The following is a 16,278-nucleotide window of genomic DNA, read 5'->3' as shown; positions in this document are numbered from 1 at the left end:
CGGGCGGGACGGGAGGTTCCGCTGGCAAATCTCCAAGAAGGAGGTGACGTGTCACCGAGGACTTGGTACGCCGCACGGATCGGCACAGCGCGGAGTATCGGGCGTCAGAACAGCAGGGACAGCAGCGTCGGGAACTCGATGAGGATCGTCACGACGATGACGAGGTAGTTCACGAGCACGATGATCCACGCGAACGGCAGTACGGCCCGCCCGATCCGCTGCGCTCGGGTCCCGAAGGGCAGCCCGCCGCGCGCGAGGTTCCAGGCCGTGAACACCCAGAACATCGGGATCGTCATCGACCACACGAGCATGCACCAGGGGCAGAGTGCGCCGATGAACCAGACGGTCTGGGTGAAGAGCCACGTGACGAACACCCACGCGAGGAACACGCCGGCGTTGAACGTGGTCCAGAACCAGGTGCGAGCGGTCGCGCCGGCCAGCAGCATCACACCGACGGCGATCGGTGCGACGAACCCCATCAGCCCGAGCAGGGGGTTCGGGAACCCGAAGAGGTGCCCCTGCCAGCTCGCCATGACGTCGGAGCAGCTGACGAACGGGTTGACGTCGCACGACAGCACCTTGTGCGGGTCGGCGTACTTCGCGAACTCGTCGATGACGAGGGTGAACGCCCCGAACAGGCCGACGCCACCGGTCACGATGAGGAACACCGCCATCGCGATCGGCGGGCGGGTCAGGGTCGCACGAGAGGTCACGTGGGCAATTCTCACACGGGCATGCGGCGTACTCCTGGGTGGAGCGTGCGATAATCGACGCGTCGGTGGTCCGTACCGCCGGCGCGAGAAGCTTTCCGGATCGCTGCACCGCGGCGGAACCGGACAACATGGGCGTCGTGACAGGACGCTGCGACCGGACGCGGGGTCACCCCGACCTCGAGCCGGGAGCATCACGAGCGAGCGCGGGGGCGTAGTCGCCGCCCGCATGAGAATTCCCGCCGGTCAGCCGGTAACACGGTGACAGGCAGGGCCTGAGGAGTGCACCAGTTCCATGGTGGAGCAGAACGACAAGAACGAAGAAGGACCGAAGCGCAGGACACGGCTGTTCGGCGGGCGACGAGCCCGATCGAGTGCCCCGGAGTCCCGTGCGAGCGTCCCCGAGACCGTGACCGACCCCGTGTCGGCACCCGACCCGAGCGCGGCGGACACCGCGCAGACCGGCGAGACGCTGACCGCGGACGCTCCGACGGTCGCGACGCAGGACGTCGCAGTGCCGACCGACGGTGCCGTGTCGCTGGAGCTGGACACCCAGGCGAACGCGACGAGCGCGCCCGCGGACGTCAGTACCTTCACCGGCGACCTGACGGCGGTCGTCGAGCAGACGACGGCCACGGCGACTCCCGCGTCCGACGCGGTCACGCCGGAGACCGTGGTGCAGGCACCGGCCGCGGAGCCGCCCGCCACGCCGTTCGTCCCCGTCGCGACGAGCACCACCAGCCTGATCTTCCATGCCCCGGTGCTCCCCGCCCTCCCGGAGCGGCCGTTCACCGGACGCTCCGACCGCGGATGGTCGGACCGTGGTCCGGACCGCGCCTGGTCCGACTCGGACGCGGAACGTCCGGGGCGCGACGACGAACCGGTGAGCCCGCTCGAGGACGACCACGGCGACCAGCCGACCGGACGCCGGCGTTCCCGCCGACGCGGCGGCCAGCAGCAGGACGAGTCCGACGGCGGCCAGCAGCGTCAGCCGCGCCAACGACGCGAGCCCGAGCTCATCACCGAGCCGCAGCGCATCAAGGGATCCACGCGCCTCGAGGCCAAGAAGCAGCGCCGCCGCGACGGCCGTGATGCCGGGCGCCGTCGAACGGTCATCACCGAGGACGAGTTCCTCGCGCGCCGCGAGAGCGTGGACCGTCAGATGATCGTCCGGTCCCACGCGGACCGCGTCGAGATCGGCGTGCTCGAGGACGGCGTGCTCGCGGAGCACTACGTCACGAAGCACCAGCAGGTGTCGCTCATCGGGAACGTCTACCTCGGCAAGGTGCAGAACGTCCTGCCGAGCATGGAGGCCGCCTTCGTCGACATCGGACGCGGCCGCAACGCCGTGCTGTACTCCGGCGAGGTCGACTGGAGCTCGGTGGAGACCGGGAACCAGCCGCGCCGCATCGAGCTCGCGCTGAAGCCCGGCGACAAGGTCCTCGTGCAGGTCACGAAGGACCCGGTCGGCCACAAGGGTGCGCGCCTGACGAGCCAGATCTCCCTCCCCGGCCGGTACCTGGTCTACGTGCCGAACGGGTCGATGAACGGGATCTCCCGCAAGCTGCCGGACACCGAGCGGTCGCGACTCAAGAAGATCCTCAAGGAGGTCCTGCCCGAGCACGCCGGCGTCATCGTGCGCACGGCGGCCGAGGGGGCGACCGAGGAGCAGCTGACCCGTGACGTCACCCGGCTCACCAGCCAGTGGGAGGCGATCCAGAAGAAGGTGCAGGGCGGGCACGCCCCGACGCAGCTGCACTCCGAGCCCGACCTGCTCGTCAAGATCGTCCGCGACGTCTTCAACGAGGACTTCACCCGACTGATCATCGACGGACAGACCGCGCACGAGGTCATCGACGAGTACCTGTCCGCGGTCGCACCGGACCTCAAGGACCGCGTCGAGACGTACGACGGTCCGGACTCCTTCGAGGAGCACCGCCTCAACGAGCAGATCGAGAAGGCCCTCGACCGCAAGGTCTGGCTGCCGTCCGGTGGTTCGCTCGTCATCGACCGCACCGAGGCGATGACGGTGGTCGACGTCAACACGGGCAAGTTCGTCGGGTCCGGCGGGAACCTCGAGGAGACCGTCACCAAGAACAACCTCGAGGCTGCCGAGGAGATCGTCCGACAGCTGCGTCTCCGCGACATCGGCGGCATCATCGTCGTCGACTTCATCGACATGGTGCTCGAGACGAACCGCGACCTCGTGCTCCGGCGGTTGATGGAGTGCCTGAGCCGTGACCGCACGAAGCACCAGGTCGCCGAGGTGACCTCGCTCGGGCTCGTCCAGATGACCCGGAAGAAGATCGGTGTCGGGCTCCAGGAGTCCCTCGCCGAGGTCAACGCGAAGGTCAACGACAACACCGCGGAGTCGTCGCCGAAGGGCGGGCGGACCAACCGCAAGGCGCGCGGCAGCGGCAACGGTTCCGGCGGCAACGGCGGGAACTCCAGCGCTTCGTCGACGCAGACCCACCAGATCACGGCGGACGTGACGAGCGCCCTGTCGCGGATCGCGGCGTCGACGATCGCCCACGGTGAGTCGTCGCCCGGGACGCAGCCCGCCCGCGTGGCGGTGTCGTCACCGGGGTCACCCTCGGAGTCGGACGCCCCGGAGGCGACGACCACCGAACCCGGCACGGACGCGCAGCCGGATCGTCCGTCGCGCCGGAGCCGCCGGAGTCGTCGCGGCGGCGATGCCGCGCAGCGCGAGCAGGGTGCGTCCGAGCCGACGTCCGCCGAGCTCGTCGAACCGTTCCAGCCGGCTGCGGACGAGCCGGCGACGGTGACGGCGACGGCGGCGACGAGCGAGTCCGGTGCCGACTCCGAGTCGGGCCGGGTCGGATCGACTCGGCAGGCTGAGCCGAGGCGGGCGCGGTCCGGTCGCACGACGTCTGCCAAGATCGATGCCGCGCAGACCGACGCCGTGCAGACCGGCGCCGCGCTGGCCGAGGTCGCGCCGACGGCGCCTGCGCCGGTGGACGCTGCCCGGGTCGAGACGGCGAGCGCGCCGCCCAAGGTCAAGACCGCACCGGTCTCCCGCCGCGTGTCGACCGCAGCCGCGGTCGCGCCGTCCGATGGCCCGGTCGCGATCCTCGACATCCCGGTCGCGACGACCACGCGCACGCCCCGGAAGGTCGACCCGGTCGCCGCGGAGTCCATCCTCGACTCGGTCCTGCAGGCGCTCCCGGAGCCGAAGCAGCCCGGTCAGGGTCGTGCGCGGTCGCGCCGTGTCTCGTCGGGCAGCATCAGCGCACCGGCGAACGCGGACGCCTCGGGCTCAGCCGGCTCCGACGCCTCGAGCTCCGACGCCTCGGGCTCCGGCGCCTCGGGCTCAGCCGCCGCGGGTGACGGGCCGGTGATCCTCGGCAGCTGATCGGCCGGGACTGCTCCGCACCACACGCCGCCTCCCCATCCGGGAGGCGGCGTGTCCTGCATCCAGGGACCGCCGGCGGACCCGGACGCACACCGTCCATGGTGAATCGCGATAGCGTTCCGGGGCCGGATCGAGCACGACCGGCGACGGCGACCGGTTCGTCCGGACGAGACCCTGGGAGGAACACCGTGTCGAACCCGCACGACGAGCAGACGCCGCGGCCGGGTGTCCCTGCACCGCGCGAGTCGGAGCACGACGCCCCGTACGGGACCCCGGTCCACCATCATCAGCGACCGCCGGCCTCCGGCGGTCAGGTCCGCCACGATGCTCCGTCCCAGTACGGCGCCCCGTCGCAGTACGGCGCTACGTCGCAGTACGGCGACCCGTCGCAGTACGGCGCTGCGTCGCAGTACAGTGCCCCGTCGCAGTACGGTGCCCGTCCGCCCCAGTACGGTCCGCCTGCACGGTACGGAGCGCCACCGCCCGGGAACACCGCACCCACCGACGGCGCCGTCCGACGTGTCCCCGGGCGGTCGTCGAGCTCGACGAGCGTCCTCGCTCCGCAGGCCTCCGCGGCGACCGTCCGGAGTGCCGCCATCGCGATCGGAGCGATGGCTGCCGTGCTGTTCCTGTCCTCGCTCCTCAGCTTCGCGGGCAGCACGAGCTACGTCTCGCCGACCGAGGACGGCGACGAGGGGTTCCTCTCGACCTCGATCGGGTTCTTCCTGCAGTACTGGCTGCTGACGCCGCTGCCGTTCTACGTGGTCGGGTTCGTGGTGCTCGCGTTCCTCACCCCGATCGTCCGGCAGAGTCCGTTGCCGACGATCCTGCTCCGCGCGGTCGTCGCCAGTGCGGCCGGGACGGTGGGCATGATGCTGGTCGGCGTGCTGATGGGCTTCTACCACTCGATCCGCGACGACAACTGGTCGTGGCTCCTCACCGACTTCGTCACGGACCCGCTCTCGAACGGCGTCCTGTACACCGCCGTCCTGGTCGCCGCCGTGTCGGTCGCGTGGCTCTGGCTCGGTCGCCCCGGGCGCTCCGGCCGGGCCGTGCAACCCGGCATGCCGGGCACCGTCCCGCGTGCCGACGCCATGCCGCCCGCCACGGTGCAGCCGCCCGCCACGGCGCAGCAGCCCGCGGCGCAGCCGGGTGCCGTGCCGCACGGCGCACCGGGACAGTCGGCTCCGGGCTACCCGGGACTGCCTGGAGGCCCACAGCACTCCGCCACCGGGCCCACCTGGGGTGCACCGCCGGCGGCTCCGGCACGGCCGACCTGGTCGGCGCCCGAGCAACCCCCGGCCCCGACCCCGGAGGCGAGCCGGTGGGCACCGCCGTCCGCCGGGGGCGAGGATCCCGCCGGGCGGTAGCCAGCCCGGGCGGTGGGCAGTTCCGGTCGCCGGCCAGTTCCGGTCGCTGGTCGGCTCCGGTCGCTGGTCGGCTCCGGCCGTGGCCGGCCCGCTGTTCCCGTGGCCCGCCCGCGGTTCAGTGCCGCTTGTCGCGCTGTCGGACGCGGAGACCGCTCCGGATGAGCCGCAGGACGAGTTCGCGTCCGGAGACCGCCGTCGCACCGAGTCCGACCATCTCGGCGTACCGCGCCTCTGGGATGTCGTAGTGGTCGTGGTCGAACGCCCGGCGGGGGAGTCCGGCACGCGCCGCGAAGGCGTGCAGTTCGTCCTGCGAGCTGTCGCTGACGAGGTGCGACCAGATCGTGCCGTGCGCGGGCCACACCGGCGGGTCGATGAGGACGGTCACCGGCTGCGGCCCGTGTCGAGCGCCGAGCGGAACCCGCGGACAGGCGGGATGGAGAGCGCGATCACGGTCCGATCGTACGAGGCTCGGGGCACGCCGGTTCCCCGGCGTGGCGCCGTTTGACCATGGGCAGCCCGATCGAGTATCCTCGACTCTTGGTGTCCGCGGGCTGTTCTGTCCGCGCTGGAACACCCGAGACTTCCCTCAAGCAGAGTACGTAAGGAATCCCACGTGGTTTACGCAGTAGTGCGCGCCGGCGGCCGTCAGGAAAAGGTCGAGGTCGGCACGATCCTCCACATCGACCGCATCAAGGCCGACGACCAGGGCAACATCGAGCTCGCGCCGGTTCTCCTCGTGGACGGCGACACGGTCACCTCCGCGGCGAGCGACCTCGCCAAGGTGTCGGTCACGGCCGAGGTCATCACCGACCTCCGCGGCCCGAAGATCGTCATCCAGAAGTTCAAGAACAAGACCGGGTACAAGAAGCGCCAGGGCCACCGCTCGGAGCTCACCCGCGTCAAGATCACCAAGATCGCGTAAGGCGGACGAACAATGGCACACAAGAAGGGTGCGAGTTCCACTCGCAACGGTCGTGACTCGAACGCGCAGCGCCTCGGCGTGAAGCGCTTCGGCGGACAGGTCGTCAACGCGGGCGAGATCATCGTCCGTCAGCGCGGCACCCACTTCCACCCCGGCGCCAACGTCGGCCGTGGTGGCGACGACACGCTGTTCGCCCTCGCCGCCGGTGCGGTCGAGTTCGGCGCGAAGGGCGGCCGCAAGGTCGTCAACATCGTCACGGCGTAGTCAGCACCGCGACGACACGACTCCAGCGGAAGGGCGAGCCGATCGGCTCGCCCTTCTCGCATTCCCGCGGCAGTTCCGCAGCACTCGCGGCCCCGCATCAGCACCAGAGGACATCATGGCCACCTTCGTCGACCACGTGACCCTGCACCTCACCGCAGGCAACGGCGGCAACGGTTGCGTCTCCGTCCGCCGCGAGAAGTTCAAGCCGCTCGCCGGCCCGGACGGCGGCAACGGCGGCGACGGCGGTGACATCGTCCTCGTCGGCGACCCCCAGGTCACGACGCTCCTCGGCTACCACCGCGCGCCGCACCGGGCGAGCAGGAACGGTGGCCCGGGCATGGGCGACCACCGGAGCGGGACGACGGGCGAGTCCCTCGAGCTCCCGGTCCCGCTCGGAACCGTCGTGTACGACGACGACGGCGAGGTCATCGCGGACGTCACCGAGGCCGGCATGCGGGTGCTCGTCGCGAAGGGCGGCCAGGGCGGTCTCGGCAACGCGGCGTTGGCGAGCACGAAGCGCAAGGCCCCGGGGTTCGCGCTGCTCGGCACGGACGGCGTCGGCGGCGACGTCAAGCTCGAACTGAAGACGGTCGCCGACATCGCGCTCGTCGGGTTCCCGTCCGCCGGCAAGTCGAGTCTCATCGCGGCCATCTCCGCCGCGAAGCCGAAGATCGCCGACTACCCCTTCACGACCCTGCACCCGAACCTCGGCGTCGTGGAGTCCGGTGACGTCCGGTTCACCGTCGCGGACGTCCCGGGCCTCATCGAGGGTGCGAGCGAGGGCAAGGGCCTCGGGCTCGAGTTCCTGCGCCACGTCGAGCGCTGCTCGGCCCTGCTGCACGTCATCGACTGCGCGACGCTCGACCCCGGCCGCGACCCGCTGACCGACCTCGACGTGATCATCCGCGAGCTCGAGCGGTACCCAGTGCCGACCGGTCAGAGGCCGCTGCTGGAGCGCCCGCAGCTCGTGGCCCTCAACAAGATCGACGTGCCGGACGCCGCCGAGCTCGCGGACTTCGTGAAGCCGGAGTTGGAGCACCGCGGCTACCGCGTGTTCGAGATCTCCACGGCCTCGCACAAGGGCCTCCGCGAGCTGACGTTCGCGCTCGGCGAGCTGGTCGAACAGGAACGCATGGCACTCGCGGCGATCCCGGTCTCGGAGCGGATCGTCATCCGGCCGAAGGCCGTCGACCGGTCCGACTACACGGTCAAGGCCGAGGGTGGTGAGGAGCACCGTTTCTACCGGATCCGCGGTGCGAAGCCCGAGCGCTGGGTGCAGCAGACCGACTTCACGAACGAGGAGGCCATCGGCTACCTCGCCGATCGGCTCGCCAAGCTGGGCGTCGAGGACGACCTCTTCAAGGCCGGGGCGATCGCCGGGTCGACGGTCGTGATCGGCGGCGACGGCGGCATGGTCTTCGACTGGGAGCCGACCCTCACCTCGACCGCCGAGCTGATGACGAGCGCACGCGGCACCGACCCGCGCCTCGCGCCGAACGACCGCCCCACCCGCAACGAGCGCCGCGACGCGTACTTCGAGCGCATGGACGCCAAGGCCGAGGCCCGTGCCGAGCTCGAGCGCGAGCGCGTCGCCGGGCTCTGGGCGGACGACGACGACCCCGTCGAGCAGTGACCGCATGACCGAGACGACCCCGCAGGCGGAGACGACCACGCAGGCACGGACGACCCCGCAGGCACGGACGACCCCGCAGGCGCCGTCGGGATCCGTGGTGTCGGAGGCCACGGCGGAGCGTTCGGACATCCCGCGCGCGCGCCGCATCGTCGTCAAGGTCGGGTCGTCATCGATCAGCGGCGACAACGTCGGCCAGATCGAGCCGCTGGTCGATGCCCTCAGTCAGGCGTACGCCCGGGGGACCGAGGTGGTCCTGGTGTCGTCCGGGGCGATCTCGACGGGGTTCCCGTTCCTCGGCATCGCGACACGTCCGGAGGACCTCGCGACGCAGCAGGCGGCCGCCGCGACCGGTCAGAACGTCCTCATGTTCCGGTACCAACAGAGTCTCGAGCGGTACCGGATCGTCGCGGCGCAGATCCTCCTGACCGCGGGGGACCTGCAGAACCCGACGCACCGGGTGAACGCGCAGCGGGCGATGGACCGGCTGCTCGCGCTCCGTGTGCTCCCGATCGTCAACGAGAACGACACCGTCGCGACGCACGAGATCCGGTTCGGCGACAACGACCGGCTCGCCGCACTCGTCGCCCGACTGCTCGGTGCCGACGTCCTGGTGCTGCTCTCCGACGTGGACGCGCTGTACACCCGGCCGCCGGAGCAGCCCGGAGCGGAACGCATCGCCGAGGTCCCGTTCGGCGACGACCTCGCGGGGGTCACCTTCGGCTCGGTCGGCAAGGCAGGCGTCGGGACCGGCGGTGCGGGCACGAAGGTCGCCGCCGCACGGCTCGCGGCCGAGGCCGGCACGGCCGTCCTCGTGACGGCCACCTCGATGGTGGACCGCGCCCTCGCGGGCGAGTCGATCGGGACCTGGTTCCGCGCGGCGCCCCGGGTCTGACGCGCTCCGGTCCGAGCGCGGGTCGCCTGCCGACCTAGAATCGGTCGCATGACGATGACGGACGTGTCGGCGGCGCTCACCGACCGGCTCCTCGCTGCGCGGGACGCCTCGGTGCCGCTCGCCACGACGACGACCGAGGTCAAGAACGCCGCCCTCGCCGCCATCGCCGCAGCGCTCCGTGCCGCGGCGCCGGAGGTCCTGCGTGCGAACGAACTCGACCTCGAGCGCGGTGCGCGGAACGGACTCGCCACGGGCCTCGTCGATCGACTGCGCCTCGACGCCGGGCGGGTGGAGTCCCTCGCGGCCGCGGTCGAGCACGTGGCGACGCTCACCGATCCGGTCGGCGAGTCCGTCCGTGGATCGTCCCTGCCGAACGGCATCCGGCTCACCCAGGTCCGCGTCCCGTTCGGCGTCGTCGGCGCGATCTACGAAGCGCGTCCGAACGTCACGGTCGACATCGCGAGCCTGGCGCTGAAGAGCGGGAACGCGGTGGTGCTCCGCGGCGGGTCCGCGGCGGAACAGACCAACCGCGTGCTCGTCGGCGTCATCCAGGACGCCGTGCGGTCGGTCGGCCTGCCGGGCGACCTCGTGCAGACGATCGACGAATTCGGGCGCGCCGGTGCCGCGGAGCTGATGCGCGCCAGGGGCCTCGTCGACGTCCTGGTCCCGCGGGGGAGCGCCGGTCTCATCCAGACCGTCGTCACCGAGTCGCAGGTGCCCGTGATCGAGACCGGAGCGGGGGTCGTGCACGTGTTCCTCGACGAGTCGGCGCCGTCGGACTGGGCCACGGACATCGTCATGAACAGCAAGGTGCAGCGGCCGAGTGTCTGCAACGCACTCGAGACCCTGCTCGTCCACGAGGATGCGGCGGAACGGCTCCTGCCGATGCTCGGCGCACGCCTGACCGACGCCGGTGTGGTGCTCCGGGGCGACGACGCCACGCGCACCCTCGTCCCTGCGGCGGTCCCGGTGACCGACGAGGACTACGCGACGGAGTCGATGGCGCTCGATCTGTCCATCCGTGTCGTCCCCGACCTCGACGCCGCGATGGCGCACATTGCCCGGTACTCGACGCACCACACCGAGTCGATCGTCACGAGCGACCTCCAGAACGCTGAACGGTTCCTCGCCGAGGTGGACTCCGCGGTGGTGATGGTGAACGCCTCGACGCGGTTCACCGACGGTGCCGAGTTCGGGTTCGGTGCCGAGGTCGGGATCTCGACACAGAAGCTCCACGCCCGCGGACCGATGGGTCTGTCCGAGCTCACGAGCACGAAGTGGGTGGTGCGCGGGCAGGGGCAGGTCCGCGGCTAGACTGGCCGGAGTCTTCCCGGAACGATCGGAGCTTCCATGTCGCACGTCCTGCTCGCCGCTGCAGAAGAGATCCAGCTCATCGCGCCGCCGATCGTCTTCCCGCTGGTGCTCGCGGGCGTGTTCGTCCTGCTCGGCTTCATCACGTGGAGCTTCCGCGACGTCGCCTACCGCCACTCGAACAAGTTCGAGGCCACTCGCTCCCACGAGACCGGTGTGGACGAGTTCGGCCACACCAAGATCTGACCTCCCGCTCGATGCTCGAGAGCACCGGCCGGCCACGCATCGGCGTGATGGGCGGGACGTTCGACCCGATCCACCACGGTCACCTCGTGGCCGCGAGCGAGGTCGCCAAATCGTTCGACCTGGACGAGGTCGTGTTCGTCCCGACCGGCCAGCCCTACATGAAGTCCGGCGTGTCCGACGCCGAGCACCGGTACCTGATGACGGTCATCGCGACGGCCTCGAACCCGTCCTTCACGGTGAGCCGGGTGGACATCGACCGCGAGGGTCCGACCTACACGATCGACACGCTCCGGGATCTCCGCGACCAGCGGCCCGACGCGCAGCTCGTGTTCATCTCGGGCGCGGACGCCGTCGCCCAGATCCTGGAGTGGAAGGACCACGACGAGATGTGGGACCTCGCGCACTTCGTGGCTGTGACTCGACCGGGACATGACCTCAGCGTTACCGGTTTGCCGGAGGGCGACGTAAGCTTGCTCGAAGTCCCCGCACTGGCGATATCGTCCACCGATTGTCGGAGCCGGGTGGGCCGGGGGTTCCCCGTGTGGTACTTGGTTCCGGATGGCGTCGTCCAGTACATCTCCAAGCACCACCTGTATCGGAGCGTTGCATGAGTTCGTCCGACTCGCAGCCGCCCCTGACGCGTCGTCAGGCGCGTGAGCGCGAGCGTGCTTCCGAGACCGGCGCGCAGCCCGTCACCCCGCCGTCCGCGGCAGCCCGACCGGCGCCGACGGCGTCGAGCGCGCCCGTCTCACCGGCACCTGTGTCCTCGGCGTCCGTCTCCTCGGCGCCCGTTTCCTCGGCGCCCGTTTCCTCGACACCGTCGCGGTCGGTCTCCGCGCCCTCGGCGGCTGCGACGGAACCGGCGGTGGTGCCGGAGTCGCCGACATCCGAGCGGCGGCGTCCCGGGTCGCATGCCGCTCCCGTCTCCGCGCCGCCGTCGCAGCAGCCGCCGGTCCGTCCGATGGCACAGGACGTCGATGCCGCCCCGGCCTCGGCGACCGAGATCGTCCCGGGGACCGGCGGCCTGACTCGCCGACAGCTCCGCGAACTCCGAGCTGCGCAGAACGCCGAGTCGGCTCGTCCGGTCCCGCTCCAGGTGCCGACGCCGCAGTCCCCGCAGTCGTCGGACCGCACGGTCGCGGACGTCCTCGGGACGGTCGCGGCGATCGAGGACCAGAAGGACTCGGACGACCCGCACCGGACGGTCCTCGACGCCGCGGCGATCGAACAGGCCACCGAGGCCGACGGGTCCCCGAACGCCGTCGAGCCGCTCGCCGACGCCGTCGCACACAGCGAGGAGCCGCGTCGCCATCGGTCGACCTGGTCGCCCGCCCCGAACGCACCCGGGGCGCAGGATGCCGTGCCGGACCACGACCCCTCGGCCGAGACCGATCCCGACGCGGTCGAGGACACCATCGTTCCCGGATCGGCCGCGGCGGAGTCGGTCGTCCCCGGGCTGCCGCTCCGAGCGCCCCTGCCGAACCCGACGGCGGCCGGTGTGTTCCCGCTCGACCTCGACGCGGACACCGACGAGGTCCCGGTTGCCGCACGGTCCGCGTCGACGACCGGCGCGTCGACGACCGGCGCTTCCGCGTCCGACGCGACGAACGAGCCCGGGCAGCCCGAGCGTGCCGACGCACCGGCAGCGGGCACCCGTGGGACGACCCCGGCGGAGCCGAAACCCGTGACCACGGCCTTCGCCGCTCCGGCCGGGCACTGGAGCCGACAGGCCGCCGAGGACGACGCCCACGTGCACGACCCGGAGACCGGGGCGGTCCGCGAGACGCAGCCGGTGACGAACGCGCTGATCATGCCGAACTCGGCACTGAGCGACGTCACCGGTGCCCTGAACGCCACGGGCGAGGTGATCATCACCGGGTCGATCGACCTGCCGAAGGCGCTCGCCTCGACCGGGTCGCACACGCCGATCGACGGTGCCGAGGTCGACCGGCTGCTCGAGCAGCAGGACGCGGACGGCCCGTCGTCCGACGCCAGCCCCGTCCGTGCGAGTCGTGCGGTGTCGAGCCACACGTCGACCCGTGCCGTGGTGCTCGCGGCCGCGATGCCGAAGCAGTCGCGGCTCCCGACGGTCCTCGCGTACGGCGCGGCCGGGCTCGGCGTGGTCGGTGTCGCGGCGCTCGTCATCGCCGCGGTCACGCTGCACCTGTTCTGAGTCGGACGGCCGTCCCCGGCGCCGCTGGCCGCTGTCGGCGGTCTGGCTTATGATCGTCAGGCATCGCGCACCGATCCCCGGTGCGTCGCCGACCAGAAGGACTCCGTGACCGCTTCTCCCCGCGCACACGAACTCGTCCAGATCGCTGCGACGGCGGCGGACGCCAAGCAGGCGGACGACCTCGTCGCCCTCGACGTCTCCGGCCCGCTGCCGCTGACCGACGTGTTCCTGCTCGCGACTGGTCGGAGCGAGCGGAACGTGCTCGCGATCGCCGACGAGATCGAGGACCGGATGATCGCCGCCGGCGCCAAGCCGCTCCGGCGTGAAGGTCGGAGCGAGGGCCGGTGGGTCCTCCTGGACTTCGGGGACATCGTGGTGCACGTCTTCCACGAGGAAGACCGCCAGTACTACTCGCTCGAGCGGCTCTGGTCGGACTGCCCGGCCATCGCCCTCCAGGTGCCCGCCGACCACTGACGCAGTCTGGCGCACGCGTCGAGCAGGCGACGACGCACCTCGCGGGGTTCGGCGGTGTTCGTCGGGCAGCCGCGAGTGGTGTAGGCTGTACTGCGTTGCTTCCGCCAGGGAGCGGCGATCTGGGTCTGTGGCGCAGCTGGTAGCGCACCTGCATGGCATGCAGGGGGTCAGGGGTTCGAGTCCCCTCAGATCCACGATCGAGAACCCCGTCCTCCTCCGGAGTGCGGGGTTCTTCCATGTCCGCTGCTCCGTCGATGCGGCACCCGCGGCACCGATAGCGTTGGGGCATGAGCACCGACGCCCCCCTCTCCGGCACCGAGATCCGCCTCCACGCAGCCGGGTACACCGCCGCCATCGCCTCGATCGGTGCGACGCTCCGCGTGCTCCAGCACGACGGCCGCGACCTCGTCGTGCCGTTCGAGGCCGACACGGTCCGCCCGGCCTTCCGCGGCGCGATCCTGGCTCCCTGGCCGAACCGGGTCGTCGACGGCCGCTACCGCTCCGGCGACGTCGACCACGAGCTCGCCCTGACCGAGCCGCGGCGGCACCATGCGCTGCACGGACTCGTCGTCTGGTCCGACTTCGCCGTCGCGGAGCAGAGCGAGGGCTCGGTCGAGCTCGTCACCGTCGTGCCGGCGCAGGTCGGGTACCCGCACCGGGTCGAGGTCCGGGTCCGGTACTCGCTCGACGCCGACGGACTCCACACGACGGTCACCGGCACGAACACCGGCGACGACGACGCGCCGTGGGGGACCGGCCCGCACCCGTACCTGGTGGCCGGCCCGGGGCGGGTCGACGACTGGACCGTCACCGTCCCCGCCGACTCGGTGCTCGAGGTCACCGAGGACCGGCTGATCCCGACCGGGCTCGCGCCGGTGTCCGCGGAGTTCGACATGCGCGTCCCGACCCGCATCGGGGACCGGTTCGTCGACCACGCGTTCACCGACCTGGTGCGCGACGCCGACGGCCTCGCTGCGGTGGTGCTCACCGCCGACGACGGGCACGGTGTCCGGATGGTGTTCGGTCCGGAGTGCTCGTGGCTGCAGGTGCACACGGCGGACCAGCCCGTGCCGGAGCTCGACCGGCTGGGACTCGCGGTGGAGCCGATGACCTGCGCGCCCGACGCGTTCAACGCGGGCGCGGAGCGGGGACTGCTGGTGCTCGGGGCCGGGGCGTCGACGACCGCGTCCTGGACCATCGCCGCCGTCTGACACCGCGACCGGACGATGTCCTGGGATGATCGTCGGATGCGGATCGAGGCGACCCGGGTCGACGGCATGCCGGACGCCGCAGTGCTCCTCGACGCCCTGGCCGGTGCATCCGACGACGTCCTGTGGCTCGACTCGAGTGCCGGCGCAGGTGCCGGTGCCGCGGACCCGGAGCGCAGTCGGTGGTCGGTCCTCGCCGTCCCGGACGGTCCGTTCTCGGCCGCGTTCACCCACCGGGACGGGGTGGCGACGACGCGTGCGGCACCGGCGGCGACGTGGTTCGCGACCGGCAGCCGGGAACGCCCGTGCTTCCCGGCTCTCGGCGACCTCCTCGCCGCGGTCCCGCCGATGCCCGAACCGGTCCCGGGATGCGGGTTCGCGCTCGGGTGGGTCGGGTACCTCGGGTACGAGCTCGGTCGTGAGTCCGGCGGCCCGGACCGGCGCGCGGACGGCCATCCGGACGCCGACCTCCGGTTCGTGGACCGAGCGGTCGTGCTCGACGGCGTCGACGGCGTGGCCTGGGTCCTGGCGCTGGTGGAGGACCACGAGCACGGGCCCGACGATCGCGACGATGCGCGCGGCCCCACCGCGACGAACCGCGCGTGGGCGGTCGCGACCTGCTCGGCGCTCCGCGCCCTGGTGACCGTCCCGACGTCCGCGCCATCCGGGGCGGACCCGACCCCGGCCCTCCCGTCCGTGTCCGCAGCCACGCCGATCGCCGCACCCGGACGTGAGCAGCGCGCGGCGTACGAACGCGCCGTCGAGGCGTGCCGTGAGGAGATCCGACACGGCAACGCGTTCCAGGTGTGCCTGACGACCGCCTTCGCGGTTCCGGTTCCGGTCGCGGGCGCGCGGCGATCCGGACGGGAGGCACGGCCTGGCTTGGCAGCGGACCCCGCGTTCCGGACGTACCGTCGTCTGCGCGACGCGGACCCGGTGCCGTTCGGGTCGTTCCTGCGGCTCGGTGCGGTGACGGTCGCGAGCCGGTCACCGGAGCGGTTCCTGTCGATCTCCGCCGCCGGCCGTGTCGTCGCCGAGCCGATGAAGGGCACCCGCGGGCGGGGCGCGACGCCCGCGCAGGACGACCTGCTCCGCGCCGAGCTGGCGGCGAGCGCGAAAGACCGGGCCGAGAACGTCATGATCGTCGACCTGCTGCGGAACGACCTGCTCCGGACGGCGGTCCCGGGCTCGGTGCACGTGGAGCGCTTGTGCGTCGTCGAGACCTTCGCGACCGTGCACCAGATGGTGTCGACCGTGGTGGCGTCGGTGCCGACGGGGACCTCCCGTGCCGCGGTCGTCGGTGCCGCGTTCCCGCCCGGCTCGATGACCGGCGCTCCGAAGATCAGCGCGATGGGGATCATCGACCGGTTGGAGCGTGCACCGCGCGGCGTCTACTCCGGGGTCGTCGGGTACTTCTCGCTGAGCGGAGCCGTCGACCTGGCGGTCGCGATCCGGACGCTCGTGACCGTCCGCACCCGCTCGGGCGGCAGTGGCGACGTCGTGCGGCGGACCCTCGGTGCCGGAGGAGCGGTGACCTGGTCCTCGACGGCGGCAGCCGAGGCGGACGAGGTCGTCACGAAGACGCGATCGGTGCTCGGGTCGCTCGGAGCCGTCGCGACGTGGTGATCATCGCCGGGTGATCGACGCCCGGTGATCATCGCGGTCATGTGTATTTCATACACATGTGCCAGATTGGAGCAGC

The 16,278-nt window shown here is 71.6% G+C and carries 15 protein-coding genes and 1 tRNA gene; 14 read left to right on the top strand and 2 right to left on the bottom strand.

Going from position 1 to position 16,278, the window contains the following annotated elements; genetic code table 11:
• Nucleotides 1-104: 104 nt before the first annotated feature.
• On the bottom strand, nt 105-713 hold the full coding sequence (locus ACO0E0_RS08625) for a vitamin K epoxide reductase family protein (RefSeq protein WP_422871002.1): 609 nt from the start codon (nt 711-713) through the stop codon (nt 105-107).
• A 292-nt stretch (nt 714-1,005) separates the two neighbouring features.
• Between ACO0E0_RS08625 and ACO0E0_RS08620 the strand changes: the two genes are divergently transcribed.
• Nucleotides 1,006-4,083, top strand: a complete 3,078-nt coding sequence (locus ACO0E0_RS08620) for an Rne/Rng family ribonuclease (RefSeq protein ID WP_422871001.1) — start codon at nt 1,006-1,008, stop codon at nt 4,081-4,083.
• 188 nt (nt 4,084-4,271) lie between these two features.
• The gene (locus ACO0E0_RS08615; protein WP_422871000.1) at nt 4,272-5,453 is read left to right on the top strand and encodes a hypothetical protein; all 1,182 of its coding nucleotides are present in this window, start codon (nt 4,272-4,274) and stop codon (nt 5,451-5,453) included.
• A 115-nt stretch (nt 5,454-5,568) separates the two neighbouring features.
• On the opposite strand, the gene ACO0E0_RS08610 is transcribed toward ACO0E0_RS08615, so the two are convergent.
• Nucleotides 5,569-5,838, bottom strand: a complete 270-nt coding sequence (locus ACO0E0_RS08610; RefSeq protein ID WP_422870999.1) for a DUF4031 domain-containing protein — start codon at nt 5,836-5,838, stop codon at nt 5,569-5,571.
• Between the two features lie 228 nt (nt 5,839-6,066).
• Here ACO0E0_RS08610 and rplU point away from each other — a divergent pair, with 228 nt between their 5' ends.
• The 12 genes from rplU (at nt 6,067) to ACO0E0_RS08550 (ending at nt 16,202) form a co-directional block, all read left to right on the top strand.
• Nucleotides 6,067-6,375, top strand: a complete 309-nt coding sequence (gene rplU, locus ACO0E0_RS08605) for a 50S ribosomal protein L21 (protein ID WP_422870998.1) — start codon at nt 6,067-6,069, stop codon at nt 6,373-6,375.
• 12 nt (nt 6,376-6,387) lie between these two features.
• Nucleotides 6,388-6,639: a 50S ribosomal protein L27 gene (gene rpmA / locus ACO0E0_RS08600; protein ID WP_422870997.1), complete on the top strand. Its 252-nt coding sequence runs from the start codon at nt 6,388-6,390 to the stop codon at nt 6,637-6,639.
• Nucleotides 6,640-6,754: 115 nt separating this feature from the next.
• Nucleotides 6,755-8,272, top strand: coding sequence for a GTPase ObgE (gene obgE, locus ACO0E0_RS08595; RefSeq protein ID WP_422870996.1), 1,518 nt, complete (start codon nt 6,755-6,757; stop codon nt 8,270-8,272).
• 4 nt (nt 8,273-8,276) lie between these two features.
• A complete protein-coding gene (gene proB / locus ACO0E0_RS08590; RefSeq protein ID WP_422870995.1) occupies nt 8,277-9,164 on the top strand; it encodes a glutamate 5-kinase in 888 nt (295 codons plus the stop codon).
• 54 nt (nt 9,165-9,218) lie between these two features.
• Nucleotides 9,219-10,478, top strand: coding sequence for a glutamate-5-semialdehyde dehydrogenase (locus tag ACO0E0_RS08585; RefSeq protein WP_422871270.1), 1,260 nt, complete (start codon nt 9,219-9,221; stop codon nt 10,476-10,478).
• Nucleotides 10,479-10,514: 36 nt separating this feature from the next.
• Complete coding sequence (locus tag ACO0E0_RS08580; RefSeq protein WP_422870994.1) at nt 10,515-10,721, top strand: hypothetical protein; 207 nt, start codon at nt 10,515-10,517, stop codon at nt 10,719-10,721.
• 11 nt (nt 10,722-10,732) lie between these two features.
• Nucleotides 10,733-11,332: a nicotinate-nucleotide adenylyltransferase gene (nadD, locus tag ACO0E0_RS08575; RefSeq protein WP_422870993.1), complete on the top strand. Its 600-nt coding sequence runs from the start codon at nt 10,733-10,735 to the stop codon at nt 11,330-11,332.
• Between the two features lie 350 nt (nt 11,333-11,682).
• Nucleotides 11,683-12,894, top strand: coding sequence for a hypothetical protein (locus tag ACO0E0_RS08570; RefSeq protein ID WP_422870992.1), 1,212 nt, complete (start codon nt 11,683-11,685; stop codon nt 12,892-12,894).
• Nucleotides 12,895-12,999: 105 nt separating this feature from the next.
• Entirely contained in the window at nt 13,000-13,368 is a 369-nt protein-coding gene (gene rsfS / locus ACO0E0_RS08565; protein WP_422870991.1) for a ribosome silencing factor, read from the top strand.
• Nucleotides 13,369-13,489: 121 nt separating this feature from the next.
• Nucleotides 13,490-13,562 (top strand) — tRNA-Ala (locus ACO0E0_RS08560).
• A gap of 93 nt (nt 13,563-13,655) precedes the next feature.
• Nucleotides 13,656-14,579, top strand: coding sequence for an aldose 1-epimerase family protein (locus ACO0E0_RS08555; protein ID WP_422870990.1), 924 nt, complete (start codon nt 13,656-13,658; stop codon nt 14,577-14,579).
• A 36-nt stretch (nt 14,580-14,615) separates the two neighbouring features.
• Nucleotides 14,616-16,202 carry an anthranilate synthase component I family protein gene (locus ACO0E0_RS08550; RefSeq protein WP_422870989.1) on the top strand — a complete coding sequence of 529 codons (1,587 nt, stop codon included), beginning with the start codon at nt 14,616-14,618 and terminating at the stop codon, nt 16,200-16,202.
• The last annotated feature ends 76 nt before the right edge of the window (nt 16,203-16,278 follow it).

The organism is Curtobacterium phyllosphaerae (assembly GCF_049341865.1).
GTDB classification, from domain to species: domain Bacteria; phylum Actinomycetota; class Actinomycetes; order Actinomycetales; family Microbacteriaceae; genus Curtobacterium; species Curtobacterium phyllosphaerae.
This window is presented reverse-complemented; position numbering and strand designations above follow the sequence as displayed.